17 protein-coding genes are annotated in these 16,761 nt (G+C 34.8%); 10 read left to right on the forward strand and 7 right to left on the reverse strand.

Going from position 1 to position 16,761, the window contains the following annotated elements; genetic code table 11:
* Positions 1-5: 5 nt before the first annotated feature.
* Together OH806_RS04885 and OH806_RS04890 are read left to right on the forward strand one after the other, a co-directional pair.
* On the forward strand, positions 6-2,525 hold the full coding sequence (locus OH806_RS04885; protein ID WP_264742550.1) for a beta strand repeat-containing protein: 2,520 nt from the start codon (positions 6-8) through the stop codon (positions 2,523-2,525).
* Positions 2,526-2,531: 6 nt separating this feature from the next.
* Entirely contained in the window at positions 2,532-2,945 is a 414-nt protein-coding gene (locus OH806_RS04890) for a hypothetical protein (protein ID WP_264742551.1), read from the forward strand.
* Positions 2,946-3,037: 92 nt separating this feature from the next.
* Here OH806_RS04890 and OH806_RS04895 read toward each other — a convergent pair whose 3' ends face one another.
* Positions 3,038-3,493 (reverse strand): META domain-containing protein, encoded by a 456-nt coding sequence (locus OH806_RS04895; RefSeq protein WP_264742552.1) that lies wholly within the window; start codon positions 3,491-3,493, stop codon positions 3,038-3,040.
* Positions 3,494-3,579: 86 nt separating this feature from the next.
* On the opposite strand from OH806_RS04895, the gene OH806_RS04900 reads away from it, so the two are divergent.
* Positions 3,580-5,790, forward strand: a complete 2,211-nt coding sequence (locus OH806_RS04900; RefSeq protein WP_264742553.1) for a S46 family peptidase — start codon at positions 3,580-3,582, stop codon at positions 5,788-5,790.
* An 80-nt stretch (positions 5,791-5,870) separates the two neighbouring features.
* On the forward strand, positions 5,871-6,347 hold the full coding sequence (locus OH806_RS04905; protein ID WP_264742554.1) for a YdeI/OmpD-associated family protein: 477 nt from the start codon (positions 5,871-5,873) through the stop codon (positions 6,345-6,347).
* Between the two features lie 35 nt (positions 6,348-6,382).
* Here the strand turns inward: OH806_RS04905 and OH806_RS04910 are convergent, their stop codons facing one another.
* The 4 genes from OH806_RS04910 to OH806_RS04925 all read right to left on the reverse strand — a co-directional run bounded on the left by OH806_RS04910 (position 6,383) and on the right by OH806_RS04925 (position 10,771).
* The gene (locus OH806_RS04910) at positions 6,383-7,918 is read right to left on the reverse strand and encodes a YifB family Mg chelatase-like AAA ATPase (RefSeq protein ID WP_264742555.1); all 1,536 of its coding nucleotides are present in this window, start codon (positions 7,916-7,918) and stop codon (positions 6,383-6,385) included.
* 233 nt (positions 7,919-8,151) lie between these two features.
* Positions 8,152-9,531, reverse strand: a complete 1,380-nt coding sequence (locus tag OH806_RS04915; protein WP_264742556.1) for a porin family protein — start codon at positions 9,529-9,531, stop codon at positions 8,152-8,154.
* A complete protein-coding gene (locus OH806_RS04920; RefSeq protein WP_264742557.1) occupies positions 9,524-10,090 on the reverse strand; it encodes an RNA polymerase sigma factor in 567 nt (188 codons plus the stop codon). The genes OH806_RS04915 and OH806_RS04920 overlap by 8 nt, the downstream gene beginning before the upstream one ends.
* Before the next feature lie 105 nt (positions 10,091-10,195).
* A complete protein-coding gene (locus OH806_RS04925; protein ID WP_264742558.1) occupies positions 10,196-10,771 on the reverse strand; it encodes a DUF4840 domain-containing protein in 576 nt (191 codons plus the stop codon).
* Positions 10,772-10,966: 195 nt separating this feature from the next.
* On the opposite strand from OH806_RS04925, the gene OH806_RS04930 reads away from it, so the two are divergent.
* From OH806_RS04930 to OH806_RS04955, 6 genes are all read left to right on the forward strand, one after another.
* Positions 10,967-11,476 carry a hypothetical protein gene (locus tag OH806_RS04930; protein WP_264742559.1) on the forward strand — a complete coding sequence of 170 codons (510 nt, stop codon included), beginning with the start codon at positions 10,967-10,969 and terminating at the stop codon, positions 11,474-11,476.
* Positions 11,473-11,820 (forward strand): tRNA-binding protein, encoded by a 348-nt coding sequence (locus tag OH806_RS04935; protein WP_264742560.1) that lies wholly within the window; start codon positions 11,473-11,475, stop codon positions 11,818-11,820. The genes OH806_RS04930 and OH806_RS04935 overlap by 4 nt, the downstream gene beginning before the upstream one ends.
* Positions 11,821-11,832: 12 nt before the next feature.
* On the forward strand, positions 11,833-12,537 hold the full coding sequence (locus OH806_RS04940) for a 3'-5' exonuclease (protein ID WP_264742561.1): 705 nt from the start codon (positions 11,833-11,835) through the stop codon (positions 12,535-12,537).
* A gap of 3 nt (positions 12,538-12,540) precedes the next feature.
* Positions 12,541-12,867 carry an SUF system Fe-S cluster assembly protein gene (locus tag OH806_RS04945; RefSeq protein ID WP_264742562.1) on the forward strand — a complete coding sequence of 109 codons (327 nt, stop codon included), beginning with the start codon at positions 12,541-12,543 and terminating at the stop codon, positions 12,865-12,867.
* A 199-nt stretch (positions 12,868-13,066) separates the two neighbouring features.
* Positions 13,067-13,465 carry a hypothetical protein gene (locus OH806_RS04950; RefSeq protein ID WP_264742563.1) on the forward strand — a complete coding sequence of 133 codons (399 nt, stop codon included), beginning with the start codon at positions 13,067-13,069 and terminating at the stop codon, positions 13,463-13,465.
* 13 nt (positions 13,466-13,478) lie between these two features.
* Positions 13,479-14,783, forward strand: a complete 1,305-nt coding sequence (locus tag OH806_RS04955) for a C2 family cysteine protease (protein ID WP_264742564.1) — start codon at positions 13,479-13,481, stop codon at positions 14,781-14,783.
* A 59-nt stretch (positions 14,784-14,842) separates the two neighbouring features.
* On the opposite strand, the gene OH806_RS04960 is transcribed toward OH806_RS04955, so the two are convergent.
* Positions 14,843-15,679 (reverse strand): sulfurtransferase, encoded by an 837-nt coding sequence (locus tag OH806_RS04960; protein WP_264742565.1) that lies wholly within the window; start codon positions 15,677-15,679, stop codon positions 14,843-14,845.
* 200 nt (positions 15,680-15,879) lie between these two features.
* Positions 15,880-16,728, reverse strand: coding sequence for a hydroxymethylglutaryl-CoA lyase (locus OH806_RS04965; RefSeq protein ID WP_264742976.1), 849 nt, complete (start codon positions 16,726-16,728; stop codon positions 15,880-15,882).
* Between the last annotated feature and the right edge of the window lie 33 nt (positions 16,729-16,761).

Here is a 16,761-nt window from a genome sequence, read left to right on the forward strand (position 1 = left end):
CTACCATGAAAAAAATATTACTATCGATAGGAATTTTACTGGGAACAATTACTGCTTTTGCGCAAATTCCTGAAAAAATGAGTTATCAGGCCATTGTTCGAAATGTCGGCGGACAAATTCTCGCTAATCAAAGTGTAGGAATCAGAGCAAGTGTTTTGCAAGGGTCTCCCGCAGGTGCAGCTGTATATTCTGAAAGACTTACAGGAAATACTAATGTAAACGGTCTTATCACTCTTGAACTTGGTACAGGGACAGTTCTTTCAGGGACATTCAACACAATTGATTGGTCTACAGGAAATTATTACTTAAAAACAGAAACAGATCCCACAGGGGGAACAACTTATACTATTACAGGCACTAGTCAGTTATTAAGCGTTCCGTATGCAATGTATGCAAAATCAGCAGGCGGAGGCGGAGGAAGCTTTACAATTCCATATACAAATACAGCCAATAATCCTGCAACCCTCTTTTCCTTAACAAATAACGGAGATGGCACTTCTTTAGAAGGCATTAACAATACAACCACTTCAAATATTGCTTCAGTCAGAGGTATTGTTAATAGTACTTCTCCGGGAGGCTTTTCCTCAGGAATCAGAGGCATAAATAATGGTACCGGAGGTTTAGGTGTAGGTGTATACGGAAGTCAGGATGGAAGTGGTTGGGGTGTTTATGGAGTTACTCCGAATGGATTGGGTGTTTATGGAAATGCCAGTGCAAACGGCTATGGAGTTTACGCCAACAGTAATACGGGAACAGGTCTGAATGCAACCAGTAATAATGGTATCCCTGCTAATTTTTCGATTTATAATAATACCAACAACAATAATGTAATTGTTGCTAATTCTGTAGGAAACGGAACTGTAGTTAATGTTTCAACAACAGGAAACGGAGTTGGTGTGAGAAGTTCAACAACCGCCGGTTTTGGACTGCATGGAATTACCAGCGCACAAACTTCTGCCGGTATTGTAGGGGATAATAACGGAGCCGGTGAAGCTGTTGTAGGGAGAACGACCAGTGATATTGCAGGTGCTGTTGTAGGAAGAAATGACGGTGGAGGATACGGAGTAAGAGGTTTTGTAGCTACCAATTCATCAGGCACAGGAGTTGGGGTTTTAGGACAAATTGGACTTAACGGTAGTACTGGACGTGCCGGACGTTTTGAAAATTTTAATACAACCAATCTTTTCAATGCTTTTGAAGTAGAAACTAACGGAAACGGAAATATTCCTGATAATAAACAAGGAAATGCCGCGTCTTTTCTTGTGAATAACACCAATAGTGTAGCTGCTGCTGTAAGAGGAGAAGTAAAAACTATTTTCGGAAACTTCGGAGCAGCAGGTATTTTTGGGATTTCATCAGGCACAGGAGGCTTTGCCGGGCTCTTCCATGCATCCAACGTATCCGGAAATGGAGCCGCATTAGTAGCAATAACCGATGGAAACGGAAATGCAATCACTGCCAACGCAAGTAAAGACGGAAACGGTGTTGAAACCAATATAGACGGAGCCGGAAATGCTCTATATGCATGGGTTCCTTCTTTCGCTACAGGACGCGCAGGAAGATTTAACATCTTCAACGAATCCAATACAAGTGATGTAATCACTGTAACCACAATAGGAAACGGTATTGCAGGAAACTTTAAAGTCGATAAAGTTACAGGAACAAAAGCTGCCGTAAGAGGTGAAGTAAATTCTCAGTTTGCTAATTTTGGAACAGCCGGTATTTATGGTATTTCTTCAGGAACCGGTGGATATGCAGGATTATTCCACGCAAGCAATCCCGCTGGAAACGGCCCCGCTCTTATTGCTATTGCTGACGGAAACGGAAATGGCATTACAGCCAATGCATCAAATACAGGTGATGGTGTAGAAACAACAGCTGATGGTACAGGAAATGCAATTTATGCGTGGGTTCCTAATTTTGGTACCGGACGGCCTGCAAGATTTGTAAATTACAATACCACTAATACAAATGCTGCTCTTACCGTTGAAACTCACAGCAGTGGTTCAATAGCAGTTTTCAAGTCAGGAAATCCCGGAACGGTAAATGTTGCTCGTATCAATTCTGCCGGAAGAGGATTCTTTAATGGTGGAACACAAAACAGTGGAGCCGATGTTGCAGAAGTTTTTGATGTTGAAGGAAATATTTCAGAATATGAAACTGGAGACATTTTAGTAATTTCAACAGATTCTGACAGAACCGTAGAAAAATCTTCCAAACCATATTCTACCCTTGTAGCCGGTGTATACGCTACCAAACCGGGCGTACTTCTCACAGAAGAGCACATAGATGCTGATATTTCTGACAAAGTACCAATGGGAGTAATTGGTGTAATACCAACAAAAGTTTGCTTGGAAGGAGGTGCAATAAAAAGAGGAGATCTTTTAGTAACATCCTCAAAATCAGGTGTAGCAATGAAAGCCAATCCTAAAAAAGTAAAAGTAGGACAGGTAATTGGCAAAGCCCTTCAGGATTACAATCAAAATGAAATTGGAAAAATAAAAGTTTTAGTAAACATTAAATAAAGTACCATGAAATCACTATATATCATTGCGTTTGTTGCATTAAGTATAAATATTTATGCCCAACAAGATAAAAAAAACACTGAAACACAAGAGGCTCCGTACTACAAAGAATCGAAGGAAGCTGAAGCTAAAATGATGAAAGAAGCAAAGGAAGCTGCATCCCAAAAATTACCATCGGTACAATTAGCATCCGATCTGGGACTTGAAGTAAAAAAACAAGAAACAAAAACTCAGTCCATACCAAGTAATTCTGGTAAATTATTGCCAAATACAGCTACTCTTGAAGAAATCAAAGGTACAATTCCCAACAGACAAGCTACAAAACACACTACAAATTCTAAAAACATACATAATAACGTTCCGGGACTTCCCAACACCGCAACTTTGGAAGAAATAAAGAAAACTATCCCCAAAAACTAATAACCAGCGAAGTTTAACTAGATTTTTCAATTAAAAAAAGTCCGCAAATATGCGGACTTTTCATATTTATTTAAGTTCATTTTTCTTTAAATTTAATCCCAATCAGATGCAATAAACCTCATCGAATTTCCATTATCATCCGTCAATGTAAGAAAATGACCTTCAATAGAATATTTTGTCATATTTTTAAATTTTTCTGAAAAATAAAGTTCAAGCTCCATATCCTGACAAGCCATGAGTGTACCTCCTATATCTGAAAATTTTACGGATCCATCTTTTTTAAACTCAGAGGTGAAAAACATAGTATTACATCCCATAAAAGCAGTACCTTTTATTTTTTCATTTTCAATTTTCCCTGTTAAAGAAATTTTAGCTTTATTTTTAATCAGTTCAGGTTTAGAAAAATCACCGAAAGAAACCAGCATCCACTCTCTTTGAATCTTATGGATTTCAGTAATATTTTGTGAATCCTTTCCTTTTGTGGGAGTACAATTCCAAACCATTCCGAGAAATAAAAAAGTCAAAATTGACAGCAGTATGTTTTTCATAAAAGATACTATCCCATTTTCATACCAACCACAGGCAGAATATCGTAAAAATTAGTAAATTAGCGACACAAAAATTAATTTATAAAATGAAAAGACTATTTCTACTATTCACTTTTCTATTGAGCTTTGCTCAGATGAGGGCGGATGAGGGGATGTGGCTGTTGATGCTCATCAAAAGACTAAATGGTGTTGACATGCAAAAAGAAGGTTTGCATTTGACTCCAGAAGAAATTTATTCCGTAAACAATTCAAGTATGAAAGATGCTATCGTAAGTTTCGGTGGTTTCTGTACAGGTGAAATTGTTTCAAACCAGGGCCTTTTATTTACAAACCACCACTGTGGTTATGGCGCTATCGCGGCAGCTTCTACTCCTGAAAAAGACTATTTAAAAAATGGTTTCTGGGCAATGAAGCAAAAAGATGAATTCAATTCAAAGGATCTTTATGTAAGATTTTTAGTTAGAATGGATGATGCTACACAAAGAATCACATCCAAACTAAATAATAAAATGACCGGAGAAGAGAGAAAAGCTGTGATTGATGCTGAAACTAAAGCAATTCAGGCTGAAAACTCTGAAAACGGGAAATATACTGTAGTAGTAAGAGATTTCTTCAACGGGAATGAGTTCTACTATTTCGTATATCAAGATTATAAAGATATCAGATTAGTTGGTGCTCCACCTTCATCATTAGGAAAATTCGGTGGTGATACAGATAACTGGGAGTGGCCAAGACATACAGCAGACTTCACTGTTTTCAGAGTATATGCTGATGCAGCAGGAAATCCTGCAGAATATTCTCCAAGCAATGTTCCTTTAAAGCCTAAACATTTCTTACCTGTTTCTCTTAAAGGAATTAAACCAGGTGATTTCTCTATGATTATGGGTTATCCTGGGAGAACAAACCGTTATTTGACTTCTTACGGAATTCAGCAAATGGTAAGCAAAGATTATCCGGCTTGGGTTGAAGCTTCTAAATTAGCTATGGACGTAATGAAAAAGTACATGGATAAAGATAAAGGAACTCAACTTAACTACGCTTCTCAGTATGCTTCTGTTGCAAACTATTGGAAAAACAGACAAGGAACAATTGATGCTGTAATTAAAAATGGAACTATCACAGATAAGCAAGGTCTTGAAGCTAAATTCAAGCAATGGGCAGTACAACCTGCAAATATTGCAGAATACGAAACTGTTTTAGATGATATTGCAATTTATTACAAGCAAACTTCTGACAGAAACGTTGAGAGAAATTACGCGTCGCTTCTTACAAGAAATGCTAAATACTTCTCAATTGCATTACAACTTGGTTCTGTTCTAAAATCTTATGCTGAACAAGATATGCAAGGAAGATTGGCTATGAAGCCAAAAGTAGAAGCTGCTGTAAAATCAGCTTATGAAAAGATTAACATCAACCTTGAAGGAGAAATGATGAACTCCATGGTTGGGCTTTACCAGTCTAAGGTGAATAAAGATGTTGCTTCTCCTACTATTATGGGATTAGATTCAAAAAATCTTTCTAATGTAGCTTATTCATCAATATTTGCTAACAAAACATCTGTTACAAACTTCATTTTAAACCCTGATCGTTTAAAATTAGATGCAGATCCTCTTTTGAAAATTGCAAACGGAATCGTTGCTGATCAAAAAGCATCATCTGAGAGATATTCAAAAATCGATGATAACTTTGCGAAAAACAATCGTTTATTCTTAGCTGGTTTAATGAAGGCAATACCTGAGAAAAAATTCTATCCGGATGCAAACTCTACAATGAGATTAACCTACGGAAGCGTTGACACATTGCCAATCAGAGAAGACAGAAACTACTTTGGAGTTACTGACAACTATTATACAGACATGACAGGTCTTGTAGGAAAATACAAGAAAGGTGATGAAGAGTTTGACCTTCCACAAAGGGTTATTGACCTTTACAACATGAAAGATTTTGGACAGTATGCTGATGCCAAAGGTTATATGCCTGTAAACTTCCTTTCTAACAATGATATTACAGGTGGTAACTCTGGTTCTCCTGTAATCGATGGAGACGGAAATCTTATCGGTATTGCATTTGACGGAAACAGTGAGGCTTTAAGTGGAGATATCGTTTTCGAACCAGAATGGCAAAAAACTATCAATGTTGACGTTCGTTTCGTTCTTTGGACTATCGACAAATATGCTGGTGCTAGAAGATTAATTGATGAATTACAATTAGTAAGAGACGAAAATACTCCTGCAGATACAAAAACAAGAGCAGCGAAACCAGATCATGTGAAAACAACTGGTAAAAAGAAAAAATAATCTTTTTTGATATATTTTTGAAACCGTGAAGTTTTTCTTTCACGGTTTTTTTTATTTTTAGACTTTTAAAAACATTAAAAATGTCATCTACACCAATAAAATTTTCTGCTACCATAAAGCAAAACGGAAATATAAATGCTGCATTTGTAGAATTTCCTTTTTCTACAGAAGAATTATTTGGTAAAAAAGGACAAGTAAAAATCAAAGCTTTATTTGATGATAAAATTGAATATCGCGGAAGTTTAGCCAAAATGAAATCTGATTGTCATATCTTAGGATTAACTCAGGAAGTCAGAAAACAACTGGGAAAAACTTTTGGTGATGAGATTTCTGTGAGTTTAATTGAAGATAAAGAAGAAAGAATTGTTCAAATATCGGATGATATTGCCGAGATTTTTAGTAAAAATACAAAAGTCAAAACTTTGTTTGAAAAAATGAGCTATACTCACAAAAAGGAATATATCCGCTGGATTGAGGAGGCAAAAAAACCGGAAACTAGGGAGAACAGAAAAATAAAAATGATCCAAATGATTTTGGATGGAAAGAAGGGAATTTAACTAAGCTAAATAAAATATTTCAATAAATTAAGTTTTCACACATTCCAAAATTCTCTATCTAAACTTCTGTATTGTATAGCTTCGGAAACGTGATGCGACAAAACATTTTCTGATTCTTCTAAATCGGCAATCGTTCTTGCAACTTTCAAAATCCTGTCATAAGCTCTCGCCGAAAGATTCAGTTTTTCCATTGCCATTTTTATGAGATCAAAGGAGGTTTGATCTAACTCACAATATTTTTCAATTTCCTTGGGTCCGATTTGAGCGTTATAACTTATTTTCAAATCTTTATATCGCTCTTGTTGAATTTCACGAGCCTTTAAAACACGCTTTCTTATATCTTCACTTTTTTCTCCTTTTCTTTTTTCTGCCAATTGTTCAAACTCCACTTTCTGAACTTCAATATGAATATCAATTCTATCTAAAAGAGGTCCTGAAAGTTTATTCATATATCGCTGCATTTCGTAAGTTGATGAGGTATTATTAGGGTCATCCGGAAAATATCCGCTCGGACTAGGATTCATAGAAGCTACCAACATAAAACTTGCAGGATAATTCACCGTAAACCTTGCTCTGGAAATGGTAACTTCACGGTCTTCCAAAGGTTGCCTCATAACTTCTAAAACCGTTCTTTTAAATTCCGGCATTTCATCCAAAAATAAAACTCCATTGTGAGCCAAAGAAATTTCGCCTGGTTGAGGATAACCACCGCCACCTACTAATGCAACATCAGAGATTGTGTGATGGGGATTTCTAAAAGGACGAATTGTCATGAGAGACGTATTTGTACCCATTTTTCCAGCTACAGAATGTATTTTTGTTGTTTCGAGAGCTTCTTTCAGAGTTAAAGGTGGCAAAATACTGGGAATTCTTTTTGCCAACATTGTTTTTCCGCTTCCCGGAGGTCCTATTAAAATAATATTATGTCCTCCTGCTGCTGCAACTTCCATCGCTCTTTTTGCTGCTTCCTGACCTTTAACTTCAGAAAAATCGAAAGGAAAATTATTTATTTTCTCCTGAAATTCTTTTCTTGTATCTATTTCCACTTTTTCAAGAGGTTTTCCTTCATTGAAAAACTCAATAACTTCTTTGATATTCTCAGCAGCATACACATCAAGATTATTCACAATCGCCGCTTCGCGAGTATTTTGCTTTGGTAAAATAATCCCTTTAAAACCTTCTTCCCTTGCCTGAATTGCAATGGGTAAAACACCTTTTATCGGTTGTAAACTTCCGTCCAACGAAAGCTCTCCCATGATGATATAATCCTGAATATTTTCTGCTAAAATTTGGTCTGATGCAGCAAGAATACCAATTGCAATACTTAAATCATAAGCAGAACCTTCCTTTCTGAGGTCTGCAGGAGCCATATTGATAGTAATTTTCTTACCCGGAATTTTGTATCCTACATTTTTCAGCGCCGCTGAAATTCTATAACTACTCTCTTTGATTGCATTATCCGGAAGCCCAACAAGGTGATACCCTACTCCACCCGTATCAACATTCACTTCAATAGTAATGGTTTGAGCTGCAACTCCGTGAATAGCACTTCCGTAAACTTTTATTAACATGATTGGTGTTTTGGGATAAAAATAATTAATATTTTATTTTACAAAATCAACATCACTATTCATAAATTCAATAGAAATAAGTCATTACATAGTTGATTTTTAACATTTAAAACAAAAAACAGCGCAGACAAAAATGCCTGCGCCGACCAAAGGATATTTAATGAAAAACTAAAATCCGCAAACAACGAATCTTTTTATTTTGATTTATTAAAATTAATTGTTCCAAAAAATATTTAATCTATTTGTATTCTAATTCCAAATTTGACATTAAAATTAAATGGCTTTTCCTTATAAATTGTATTGAGCTGACTGTCGTCCTTAAAATGATATGACACCCCTGGTTCTGCATAAACACCAATATTATTTATGATTTTATACTGAATACCAACTGCACTATTTACAGAAAACTGTAGCGGTTTTAAGTCAATTTTTTCCTGTGAAGAATCTTCTATTTTATTATCAACTACATATTGAGTTTTTTGCTTTCCAGAAATTGCTTTCTCGACCAGAGTTCCCGCCGTAACATATCCTGTAAACTTTCCTTTTTTTACCACATTATAATTAACCTGAACAGGAATTCCCAGATAATGAACCGATTGATCCGTTTTAACATAATTTGATTCGCTTCCTGAATGGATTTCGGAAGAAAGTTTGGTATAATTTAAACCAGTTCCGACTCCCCAGTTTTTTCCTAAATTATAATATAAAGACAACCCAAAATTAACGGGAGTTTTATGCCTTATTCTTGCCTCGACCTCCTTATTTTGATTAGCCATAAGTACATGTAATAAAGGTGTTGCTTCAGAACTTTGGTATACTTCCGTTGCTCTCATGGGATTACCCATTACATTAGCATATCCCGGAAATTGCTCTGTAGAACCTGAAGAAGCGTTTCCTGTAAGCATACTCAGCATCCATTTTTTTGATTGCTGCTTTTCCAGTCTCGTTTCTTCTATTTTTTCAGGAGACAAAAGTTGTTTATTATCCGCAAGAATTTCATTATTTTCTTGAATCTTGTCTGGTAATGTGTATTCTTTTACTGCTGTATTTTCTTTAGTTGTGTTTGGGTTTTGATTGAATAATTTCTCAATGCTAAATTCTTCCTGATTTTTTGAAAGTATATTCTCAGTTTCTCTTTCTTCTCTTATATTATGAGCTGTTTTATTCTTTGCAAATTTTTGACTTAAAAAACTATTATTCAACCAATTATCATCACCAATATTTTGCTCAGCTATTATCTTTTCATTTGATTTTGAAATCTCTTTCTTTTCTAAAGTTTTGTTTCCCTTTTTGACATTATTGTTAGAATACGTTGCTTTTGATTGTCTTATTTTTTGGTCTGAAAAGTCAATATTAAACAGTTCTTTCCCTACAAAAAAACATACAGCAATTGTTGCAGCAACAGCGACAGCACGATAAATTTTTCTCTTAAAACTATGTTGAATAGATTGTTTCTGCGCTTTTACTTCATTTCCAGAACCTATTCCCACAATTGTATTATCATCTTCTTTCTGAAATAATTCTTTACTGATATCATCCCATAACCCGTCAGGAACATCTTCTGAATGATCTTCCATTTTATTGCGCAGATTATTTAACCATTTGTCATCCATATTGCGCTTTTTTTGACATTTTATATTCCTTTATTTTTTGAGCAAGTATTGCTTTTGCTCTGTGAAACTGTGATGCAGAAGAACTCTCGACAATTCCCAAATTCTCCGCTATTTCTTTATGGCTCTTTCTTTCAAACACAAAAAGGTTAAACACCGTTCGATATCCATCCGGTAACTCACGAATCATCTGCATGATGATAGATTTCGGGATTTCTTCAATATTTGGCTCTTCTTCGTTTGGAATATCCGGAATGTCCAAAACATCCGTAAAGCTCTTATTATCTGAGTTTTGTTTAATATGTTTCAAAGATTCATTGATTACAATTCTAGTAATCCATGCCTTCAAAGATCCTTCTCCTCTATACTCAAAAGAATCAATTGACTTAAACATTTTGATGAAGCTATTTTGAAGCACATCATGCACATCTTCTTTTCCTATAATATATCGAGAACAGACATAAGTAAGATTACCTGAATAAACTCCGAAAAGTTCTTTCCAAGCCGATTCTTCCTTTTTCAGAAGGCGGGTTACCAAGATTTGCTCCTTACTTATCTCCATCTATTCTTATATCAACATCACTATAAATGAGTTAATTTACTTAACATAATACAAAAATAGGTTGCCTTTTCACAAAGTACAACCTATCGGGGATATAAACATTAATTAATACTTTAAACTATACGGAAAACTATATTCAATCTTCTCGAAAGGAGTCAAATCCGCACCGTCTACTGTAATTTTATCTGCTACAAAACCATATCTCATAGAAAAGTCCTGCCCTACATAATATCCTTTTTCATTGGCTGTAAATGTAACAACAGCTGTTTTAGTCTGTCCGTCAACCGGAATTTGAAGCGTCATTACTTTCGGCTCTAGTTCCAGTTCAATCACATTTTGTTCTGCTAATAACTTTGGAGTAAAATCAAGTTTGTATTCAATATCTCCCATAGCATCTAGTGCCACATTCGTCTTTGCTTCATCTTCAAGCACTGTCATAACGATTTCCTTAACCGGAAATTCTTTGTATGTAATAACAGAATCTTTTGCAACAAAATCAATAATTTTCTCTGTTCTGTTATTTCCTTGTTTCGTAATTAACTTGGCTCTGTATTTTCCGTTTTCATCACCAATTTTTACGGGAATTGGCTCATATTTATCATCATTACAAGATGTTAACGATAGACCTAGCAAAGCAATAAAAGCAATTACAAAAGCTTTAAGTACAAATAATTTTTTCATTTTCTTCAAATTCAATTCATTAAACATTAGTTATTTCGAGTACTCATTTATATAAACCCTCTTTTTACAGAATCTTGCATGAAAACTCTCAAAAAAAAACATAACTGACTGATTTTAAACAACAAAAATTTCAAATAATAAAATTTACATTATGGTTTTTATTATTTTAATACATTTGTTAAAACATATTTCGGGATGAATTTCAAACAAATCAACTCACATCTTGCCGCATACAAAGAAAACGACCAGATTATTGATGCTGCAAAGTATCTTATTCATTCTTTTCAGCTGGAGCACGAAAACTTTGGAGGGTTTGGTTTTAGAGAAGAACTTTCTCCAAACTCATTACTTTTAACTGCAGAAGGAGAACTCGGAGGATTACAAAAAGTAATGATTCCGAAAAATTTGTTTGATTTTGATTTGAGTTTAGTCTTGAATATGGTAGCTCACGAAATGCTTCATGTAAGACAAAAAGCTCCCGGACAAGTCATTGAAGATAAAAACGAAAGAGAGTTTCAGGCATATTATGAAATGCTTTTTCACAAAGTTTTCCCTCAAATTCCGGATGTTTCAGACTATCACAGAAAATTTTTCGGAAATAAAGCCTTAGAATACTATAAAAGAATGGGTGAAGGTTCTGAGCTACAACAAAAATATGCAGAACAGAAAATTGAAATAGAACAATTAATCAACTCATTAGCATGAATATAAAACCCGAAATATCTTGGTCTGACTTTGAGAAAATAGATATCAGATGTGGTACTATTATTTCGGTAAATGATTTTGAAAAAGCAAGAAACCCATCATATCAATTAGAAATAGATTTTGGTGATTTAGGAATCAAAAAATCATCGGCACAGATTACTTCTCTTTACAAAAAAGAAGAACTTCTCGGAAAACAGATTTTGGCTGTAGTCAACTTCCCAAAGAAACAAATTGCCAACTTTTTTAGTGAATGTCTGGTATTAGGACTTTATGGAGAAGACAAAAAAGACGTTACTTTAGTTACGCCATCGTTACCAACCAAAAATGGGATGCAATTAGGATAAAAGCACAAAAAAATGATACAAAACATTCCTTTAGAAAGAACCTTATTCCTTGATATTGAAACCGTTCCGAATGTGGGAGCTTGGGAGGACTTATCAGAAACCGAACAAATGCTTTGGGACAAAAAAACGAGATTTCAGAGAAAAGATGAAGTCTCTGCAGAAGATTTTTATCCTGAAAGAGCCGGAATTATGGCAGAATTCGGAAAAATTATCTGCATAAGCATTGGAATGCTTGAAAAAAATGACACGTTGAAAATTAAAAGTTTTGCAAATGATGATGAAAAGAAAATTCTACAGGAGTTTGGCGAAATTTTTAACAGTCCGAGACTCAGGGATGTTATTCTCTGTGCTCACAACGGAAAAGAATTCGATTTTCCTTGGATAGCCAGAAGATTCTTAATCAATGGAATGCAACCGCCTGTTCCTTTTCAGATGTTTGGAAAAAAACCTTGGGAAATCCCTCATATCGATACAATGGAGCTTTGGAAATTTGGAGATTATAAAAGTTTTGTGTCGCTAGAATTATTGGCTCATGTGTTCGGAATTCCCACTCCAAAAGATGATATTGACGGCTCAATGGTTTCATCAATTTACTACATAGAAAAAGACTTGCAAAGAATTGTTGACTATTGTGAAAAAGATGTCTTAACTTTGGCAAATATTTTCCGACGAATGCGTCAGGAAGATTTATTGAAAAGGTACATCAATTTAGATTAAAAAATGAAATTTACAGACGACCAGATTGCTGACATTGGCGAAGAAATCATCAAAGTTTTAAAAACCGTGTATGACCCTGAAATTCCTGTAGATATCTACGAATTGGGGTTGGTTTATGATGTTCAGATTTCTGATGATGCAGACGTTAAAATCATAATGACACTTACTACTCCCAACTGCCCTGTTGCAGAAACACTTCCACAAGAAGTAAAAGACAAGGTTGCAGAAGTAGAAAATGTAAAAAGCGTTGATTTAGAGCTTACTTTCGAACCTAGCTGGAATAAAGAGATGATGAGCGAAGAAGCTAAATTTGAGCTTGGCTTTTTATAGTTCATCATTATTCAACAATCAAACATATAACTTTCTTATTCTCACCGAGTAAGAAAGTTTTTTATTTTTTACCCTTTATATACATTAAAAACGACATCATAAGTAACTTAAATTCAGTTATTTTCCCATCTTAAAACCGTAAAACCACTGCTAAAAATATTATACAGGTCATATAACTTTGGTATCAGAAATAAATACCATGAAAACAGAAAAAGTTATAATCTCATTCAATAATGGTAGCGTACCTCCTCCTTATGCCTATCGATATGAAATATCATTTTCCAAGCAAACAGGAAATGCAAATTTGAAAATTTTCAAAGGATATGATAGTAATGAAGAACTGATATTATCTGAATCAGAAAAATTCAATTCTGATATTCTTCGTCAGCTTCTATCAGAATTAGAAACCATCGTTCCTAGAGACAATTTTAATATAATAGGAGGTAGCCAAAGAATAATCGAAATCATATCAGACAATCATACGGGAAGAATTGAGATTGAGCCTGATAATGAAAAAGGAATTTCACTTTTTAACCGCTTTCTTTATTTATACAACAATAATTTTTCAGACATCATAAACAAAAACATTAACCTTTAAACAAATTATTATCATGGACAAAGCACCAATCGAAATGTTTGTAGGGGTCATCAACCCTTACGCATTAACAGAAGCTATTACAGGGAAAAAATTCGACTGGAAAGATCCTAAATCTTTTCAAATCCTTGAGCAAACTTTAGAAAAAAACTACTCTGAACTCTTTGATATTAAATACAATTCTCCTTTATATGCAGGATTAGAACTAATGAAAGACAATTCTGTAAAACCTTTAAAAATTGAAGATATCAAAGTAAGAGCAGCAGACAAACAAGAATCACTAGACTTTTCAACTATCACTAACCTAAAAGACCTTAATAAAATAGGAGTCAAGAACCTTGACACAATTGCTGTAAAAAATGCAAGACTGGACAAAGGAGACGTAAAAGTGGTTTTAAACATTCCGACTGTGAATAATACAATAAGCAACAAACTAATTTCTCCAACGTTAAAAAATATTATTTTCGGAAATTTCACAGTTGAAACAGGCTGGACTCCCGCAAACACATCATGGAGTGACAGAGGAAATTTCTTTAATGATGTGGTTGAATATAACGATCCTATTCAGGGAGCCGTTGGAAATTGCTATTTTATTTCTGCTATTGCTGCCGTAGCCTGGGCTTCCCCTTATCTAATCGAACATAAAGTAAGAGCCACGGGAACAGGAGAAGCTGATAGAGTGAATGCCATACAGTTTTACACAAAAGGAGGTGGAAAAGATGCACCGAGCAGATTGGTAGAAGTTACCGACAGAACCATTATCAACAACTCAAATAATCCTGTATACTGTAGAAGTAATGATGCTGGTGAAATTTGGCCTGCTGTTTACGAAAAAGCTTTTGCAAAATGGATCAACCAGACCAACGATGACAGACCGGATATTTCTAAAACAGCGTACGGAGATCCTGTAAAAGCTGTTGCTCAGCTTAACAATAAGACTCCTTTTTATTACAACACCGATTCAAGAACAGCTCTTGATTTATTCGGAATAGTCCGAGGAAATTCTATGAGTTACAAAACTATTAATCCGATGGTTGCTTGGACTTATGGTTCAGGTAGAGATTATTCAGGTTCTAACATTGTTGGGAATCACGCTTATACAATCTTAGGTTGGTCTACCTTCAATAATAAAAATTATATCATTCTGAGAAATCCTTGGGGAGTGACAGAACCAAACGGGCTAAATTCTTATCAAGGTTTAATAAGCTTTTTTGATGGTAGTTTCTGGAGACCAATCAATATGATTGGTAACGATGGAGTATTTGCCTTAGAAATCAACTCATTCAAGTATTATTTTGCAGGAATGGGAGTTGCTAAATAACACACGTATTTTTCATAAGTTAAATCCATCTTTCACAGAATGATATCTGTGAAAGATTTTTATATTTCTTTAGCAATTTCTTTTCCTTCTCTTCTACTCCATTCGCTCCAAGAACCTACATATAAATTCGGAATATCAAATCCCGCATAATCCAATGCTAAAATAGTATGACATGCGGTAACTCCAGAACCACAATGAACAATTAGATTTTGAGGTTTATTTATCAATAATTTTAAATATTTTTCTTTCAAAATTTCAGGTTTTAAGAAATTGCCATTTTCATCCAGATTTTCAGAAAAAGGAATATTGATTGCTCCAGGAATATGCCCTGCAACCAAATCGATGGGCTCGGATTCTCCATTGTATCGGTAAGCATCTCTTACATCAATCACAGTAGAAGAATTGTTTATTAATTCATTTTCAACATCTTCCAAAAACGAAACAGGAAGAAGCCATCTGTCTTTTTTAATAATTTCTGCCTTATCAAATTTTTCATTTCCCGAAGAAAAATCCAGATTTTCTTTTTCTGCAGCCTGAAATCCTCCATCCAAAACCTGAACATTTTCTAGCCCGAAAGATTTCAGCATCCACCATGCTCTTGCTGCCGCATTCGCTCCGTTTTTATCATCATAAACAACAACATGAGAGTCTTCTGAAATTCCCAAGTTTGACAACGTTTCAGCAAATTTTTCGATACTCGGAAGAGGATGTCTCCCTCCAAAAGCTGCATCTTCACCAATCTCAGCCAAATCTTTGTCCAAATCAATAAACCTTGTTCCTTTTATGTGCTTGTTTAAATAATTCTGCTCAGCATCTTTTCCCACTCTTGCATCAAGAATGATAAGATTTTCGTTTTGGAGATTTTTTAATTCGGATGGTAATATTATTGGTGACATTTTGTCGATTTTAAAATTAATTAGGTTTGAATAACAAAGCGGGTTAAAACCCGCTTCCATTAATTATAATTTTTTATTTCTTTTTCTGCTTTTTGACTATTCTTCGTTGTCAGGCTGAGCTTGTCGAAGCCTTTTTATGTATAGCCCTTCGACAAGCTCAGGGTGACATAATACTAATCACTAAATGGATAGCACAATTGTTAAAAATGAAAAATATCTTTTGCTTTGTTGTAAGAACTTTCAAAGTTTAACAGATTGAGATTATGCTCTATTTTTTCAACACTCATAAAATTAATAACCTGTTCTGTAGGCATATTTCCAACTAAATCATCCTTCGCCATCGGGCAACCTCCAATTCCCTTAATTGCACTGTCGAATCTTGTACAGCCTTGGTCGTAAGCTGCTTTTAATTTTGAATAAGAATCTTCATAACGGTTATGAAAGTGTCCTCCGAAATTAATTTCAGGATATTTTGACGGTATTTTTTCAAACAAAAGACTGATTATTTCAGGCGTTGCAACCCCCGTTGTATCAGAAAGTAAGACATCTTTAACCCCAATTTCTGAAAAACGTTGTGCCCAAAAATCTACATCTTCCCATTTCCACATTTCGCCATAAGGATTTCCAAAAGCCATTGAAAAGTAGATATTTAATTGTCTCTTTTCACTTTTTACCAGCTCAAGCATTTTAATGATTTCATCAAAAGCCTCCTCCTGAGTTTTATTGGTATTTCTGTGCTGAAATGTCTCAGAAATAGAAAACGGAAAACCAATAATATCTACAACTTCATGTTTCAGAGCCTTTTCTGCTCCTCTGTAGTTCGCTACAATTGCAGAAACTTTTGTATCGGAACGAGATTTATCAATATTTTCGGCAACCTCATCAGAGTCAGCCATTTGCGGAATTGCTTTTGGAGAAACAAAACTCAGACAATCCAATACATCAAAACCAACGTCCATTAAAGAGTTGATATAATCGATTTTTTTATCTGTCGGGATAAATTCTCCCCAACCCTGCATTGCGTCGCGCGGACATTCAGTAAGAAACATTTTCACTTTAGATTTTCTCAAAAATACACTTTT

This window comes from Chryseobacterium oryctis (assembly GCF_025971925.1).
GTDB classification, from domain to species: domain Bacteria; phylum Bacteroidota; class Bacteroidia; order Flavobacteriales; family Weeksellaceae; genus Chryseobacterium; species Chryseobacterium oryctis.